General features: G+C 67.6%; 6 protein-coding genes. 3 read left to right on the plus strand and 3 right to left on the minus strand.

Annotated features, from left to right (window positions below; genetic code table 11):
* Positions 1–61 precede the first annotated feature (61 nt).
* Entirely contained in the window at positions 62–883 is an 822-nt protein-coding gene (locus tag JMF90_RS25440; RefSeq protein ID WP_011548441.1) for an SDR family NAD(P)-dependent oxidoreductase, read from the plus strand.
* An 87-nt stretch (positions 884–970) separates the two neighbouring features.
* Here the strand turns inward: JMF90_RS25440 and surE are convergent, their stop codons facing one another.
* The 3 genes from surE to JMF90_RS25455 all read right to left on the minus strand — a co-directional run bounded on the left by surE (position 971) and on the right by JMF90_RS25455 (position 2977).
* Positions 971–1750: a 5'/3'-nucleotidase SurE gene (gene surE, locus JMF90_RS25445; protein WP_011548440.1), complete on the minus strand. Its 780-nt coding sequence runs from the start codon at positions 1748–1750 to the stop codon at positions 971–973.
* Between the two features lie 191 nt (positions 1751–1941).
* Positions 1942–2250 carry an AzlD family protein gene (locus tag JMF90_RS25450; protein ID WP_011548439.1) on the minus strand — a complete coding sequence of 103 codons (309 nt, stop codon included), beginning with the start codon at positions 2248–2250 and terminating at the stop codon, positions 1942–1944.
* Positions 2243–2977 (minus strand): AzlC family ABC transporter permease, encoded by a 735-nt coding sequence (locus JMF90_RS25455; protein ID WP_011548438.1) that lies wholly within the window; start codon positions 2975–2977, stop codon positions 2243–2245. The genes JMF90_RS25450 and JMF90_RS25455 overlap by 8 nt, the downstream gene beginning before the upstream one ends.
* A gap of 125 nt (positions 2978–3102) precedes the next feature.
* On the opposite strand from JMF90_RS25455, the gene JMF90_RS25460 reads away from it, so the two are divergent.
* On the plus strand, positions 3103–3561 hold the full coding sequence (locus JMF90_RS25460; protein ID WP_006486309.1) for an Lrp/AsnC family transcriptional regulator: 459 nt from the start codon (positions 3103–3105) through the stop codon (positions 3559–3561).
* Between the two features lie 235 nt (positions 3562–3796).
* Positions 3797–4366 (plus strand): hypothetical protein, encoded by a 570-nt coding sequence (locus JMF90_RS25465; protein ID WP_011548437.1) that lies wholly within the window; start codon positions 3797–3799, stop codon positions 4364–4366.
* Positions 4367–4503 lie beyond the last annotated feature (137 nt).

The raw sequence follows: 4503 nt of genomic DNA on the forward strand, positions 1-4503 counted from the left end.
ATTCGTGTCCAGTTGCATCGTCGCCTATGATGCGGGAACGCCACTAACTGGGTTCCACGCCATGGACGCGCCGCTGCCGCCGATGTCTGCCCCGATTGCCGAAACGACACCTGAGACCGAAGCCGCCGGCGAGCCGCGCGCGTCGCGCGTGCACCGGCCGGTCGCGCTCGTCACCGGCTCGACGTCGGGAATCGGCGCGGCCGTCGCACGGCGTCTCGCGGCCGACGGCTACGCGGTGATCCTGCATTCGCGCAGCTCGGCCGACACCGGGCGGGCGATGGCACGCGAACTCGGCGGTGCATATGTGCAGGCCGATCTCGCCGACGATGCCGAGCGCGTGCGGCTGATCCGCGATGCGCTCGCCGTGCACGGGCGGCTCGACGTGCTCGTCAACAACGCGGGCGTCAGCCGCGTGATTCCGCATGACGACCTCGCGGCGGCCACACCCGACGTGTGGCGCGAAATGCATGAAATCAACGTGATCGCGCCGTTCCGGCTGGTGGCCGAAGCGGAGGCGGCGCTGCGCGAAGCGGCGTCGCACGGGCGGGCCGGGTGCGTCGTGAACGTTAGCTCGCATGCAGGCATGCGCCCGAAGGGCGCATCGATCCCGTATGCGGCCGCGAAGGCCGCGCTCAATCACACGACACGGCTGCTCGCCCGCACGCTCGCGCCGGCGATTCGCGTCAATGCGGTCGCGCCGGGGCTCGTCGATACGCCGCTGACCGCCGACTGGACGGACGCGCAGCAGCTCTGGCGCGAGCGCGCGCCGATGCGTCGCGCGGCGACGCCGGACGATATCGCGCAGACGGTCGCGATGCTCGTCGCCTCCGATTACGTGACGGGCGAGATCGTGATGCTCGACGGCGGGTTGAATCTGACTTGATGGGGTGACGGGCGACGGCTGACGCGGTGAACCGGCGGCGCGCGCATCGTATGCGCCGCCGCAGGGTTTGTTCGAACGCGCGATCGATCAGCCGAGGTTCGACCGCAGCCGTGCGAGCGCCTGATCGTGCGTGCGCTCGAACTTCAGCGGCGTGACCGCGATATACCCTTCGCCCAGCGCGACCGTTTCCGAACCCGCATCGTCGTCGCGCGGCGCGCGCGCGAGCTTCAGCCAGTGATAGTCGATCTCGCGCGGGTCGCGTCCCGACACGATCTCGACGCCCTGCAGCGTGCCGGCGCCCTGGTTCGTCACCTTCAGGGCGCGTACGTCGTCGGCCGGCCGCGGCGGGAAATTCACGTTGAGGCATGCGTCGCTGTCCCAGCCGGCGGCGACGAGCCGGCGGATCACGTCCGGCGCATGCGCGAGTGCGGTACCCCACGGCACCGCGTTGCGATCGGTGAAGGCCTGGCTCAGCGCGATGGCCGGCACGCCGACGAGCATGCTCGTCATCGCCGCGCCGACCGTACCGGAAAACACCGTTTCGGTGCCGAGGTTCGCGCCGCGATTCACGCCGGACAGCACGACGTCGGGCCGCGCGCCCTTCATCAGGTGGCTGACCGCGATCGCGACGCAGTCGCCGGGCGTGCCGCGCACCGCGAAGCGGCGCTCGCCCTTGCGATGCACGCGCAGCGGTTCGTGCAGGCTCAGCGAATGCGACGTGCCGCTCTGGTCTTCGGCCGGCGCCACGATCCACACTTCGCGCGCGAGTTGCGTGGCGACCTGTTCGAGTATGTCGAGGCCGGGGGCGTCGAATCCGTCGTCGTTGGTGAGCAGGACACGGTCGAACAGCGGGCGGGTTGCTTGCATCGGGACGATCCTCGTGAAAGGCAATGAGCGGGGAAGTGCGGCATGGCGCAAGCCACAAGGCTAGCACTCCGGCGTGAGGATCGTCGTGTCGCGCCCGTGGCGCCGGTCGGCGCGGACGCGAAAACGGGCGCATCGTGCGCCCGTTCGTCGTGTCGTGGAATGTGCGTGCCGGTGTGGCGGGCCGGAACCGTTCAGCCGAGCAGGTAGCGCAGCAGGCCGGCCGACGCGACGCCGACGATGACGGTCGGCAGAATCGACAGGCGCGTCGCCGCAAGCAGCGTGACCGCGAGCGCGAGCAAGTCGGCCGGGCGCGTCGACACGAAGGCCGGCGCGATCACCGAGATCAGCACGCAGCCCGGCACGTTCTCCATCACCGACGCCATTCGCGGGCTCAGTGTGCGGTTGCGCAGCAGCACGTAGCCGAGGATGCGCGACAGGTAGGTGGTCGACGCCATCAGCACGATCGTCGCGACGGTGCCGAAATCCGGAAGCTCAGGCATCGCGCGGCTCCCACAGCAGCGCGGAGATCAGCCCCGCGCAGGCGCCGGCCGCGACGTACCACGCACCGGGCAGCGCGAGATGGGTAGCCGCCGCGACGACGAGGCTCACGAACCACGGACGGCTCGCGCGCACCCCTTTCCACATCCCGCGCAGCAGCACCAGAAACACGGCCGTGAACGCCATGTCGAAGCCGTACTGTTCGACGTTGCCGATCGTCGGGCCGACCGCCGCGCCGAGCGTCGTCATCGAGATCCACGTCAGGTAGAGCCCGATGCAGATGCCCGCGTAATAGGGCACGCTGATGTGCGTGGCCGAGCGCTCGCGCGCGTCGGCGAGCGACATCGCCCAGCTCTCGTCGCACATGAAGAACAGCGCGACGAACGCGTGGCGGCGCGGCAGGCGGCGGATATACGGCTCGAACGCGGCGCCCATCAGGATGTGGCGCGAATTCACGAGAAACGACATCGCGACGATCAGCGCGATGTGCGGCGGCGACGTCCACAGATGGATCGCCGCGAATTCGGAGCCGCCGCCGAAGTTCAGGCCCGTCATCATCGGCACTTCGAACAGGCTCAGCCCTTTCTGCGCGGCCTGCGCGCCCAGCACCAGCGCGAACGGCACGAAACCCAGCATGACGGGCAGCGCCGCGCGCAAACCGCGGCCCATCTCGGCGACATAGGCGGGCTTGTCGCGAAGCCCGGACGACGTTGAAACGCTACTGCTCATCACTCCTCCTTCGGGGGAGGGATTGTCTGCTTTTTTGACTCGAATCGGGTTGCGTTGTCGCCAGATTTTTCCCAAAATTTGGCATTGAACGCGTGATACGCGAATTTTTTGGAATCGGATGCCACATGAAACTTGACGCTATCGACCGCCGGATTCTGAGCGCGCTGCAGCGCGACGGCCGCATGCAGAACGTGGAACTCGCGCACGAGGTCGGGCTGTCGCCGTCGCCGTGCCTGCGGCGCGTGCGGCTCCTCGAGGAAGCCGGCGTGATCGAGAAATACGTGGCCGTGCTGAACCCGGCGAAGGTCGGCAAGGGGCTGACGATCTTCACCCGCGTATGGCTGAAGGGGCAGGACGCGGAATCGGTGAACCGTTTCGCCGAGGCCGTCCAGCAGATGCCGGAAGTCGTCGAATGCCACCTGATGGCCGGCGACTGCGATTTCCTGCTGCGCGTCGTCGCGGCCGACATCGACGATTACCGGCGCTTCCAGATGGAATACCTGACGCGCATCCCCGGCGTGCTCAGCGTGAAGACCGACATTCCGATGCAGAAGGTCAAGCTCACGTCGGCGCTACCCACCTGAAGCGGGGCGACGCGCGGGGCGCGTGACGATGCGTCGACGATGAGCGGCATTGCACGGTGACAATCGCCCGATACACTGACGGAGTGAGTCGCATCGCCTGCATTGCCGGCACGGTCATGCGGTGTTCGATGTGCAAGCAACTAACGGTCAATGCCGACGCGCTCGGCCGAGCGGCGCTGCGTAGCGCGCCGGGTTACGCGTCGACGCGAATGCGTTTTTTCCTGTCAAGCCCTACATGCAGCCATTCAATACGCCGTGGAATTCGCTGGAAATCGTCAAGCTCGTGCTCGGCGTGCTGACGCCGTTGTCGGTCGCGTGTCTCGGCTGGCTCGTCGCGCGCCGGCTGAAGCGGCTCGAGCTCGTGCAGTGGACCAACCAGCGGCTGATCGAGAAGCGGCTCGCGCTGTACGACGCGGTCGCGCCGCAGCTCAATGCGCTGCTGTGCTTCTACACGTGGATCGGCTACTGGAAGGACATCTCGCCGGACGACGTGATCCGCGCGAAGCGCGACCTCGACCGCACGTTCCACATCTACCGCTACCTGTTCGACGACGACGTGTACGACGCGTATCACACGTTCATCCACGCGCTGTTCGAGATGCATACGGGGCCGGGCCGCGACGCGCGGATCCGCTCGCTGATCCAGGCGCCCGACGGCGACCGCAGCGTGCACGGTTCGTATGAATGGAAGCCGGTGTGGTCCGAGCGTTTCTCGACCGCGAATGTCGTGTCGAAGGACGACGTGCTGCGGCATTACACGCGGTTGATGGAGCGGCTGCGCGTGGCGCTGGGTGCGACGCGCTGAAGGGTGCTGGGTTCGGGCGCTTCGCGTGTCACGCCAGTATCGAAATCCGCCACCCGGCGGCGCGGATTCCAGCCCTTGCAGATGAAGCGGATGCGGCGTGCGGCTGCGCCTGCCATGCTCGCGTCATGTCCACTCGC

The organism is Burkholderia sp. E168m23, assembly GCF_016586125.1.
Classification (GTDB): domain Bacteria; phylum Pseudomonadota; class Gammaproteobacteria; order Burkholderiales; family Burkholderiaceae; genus Burkholderia; species Burkholderia orbicola.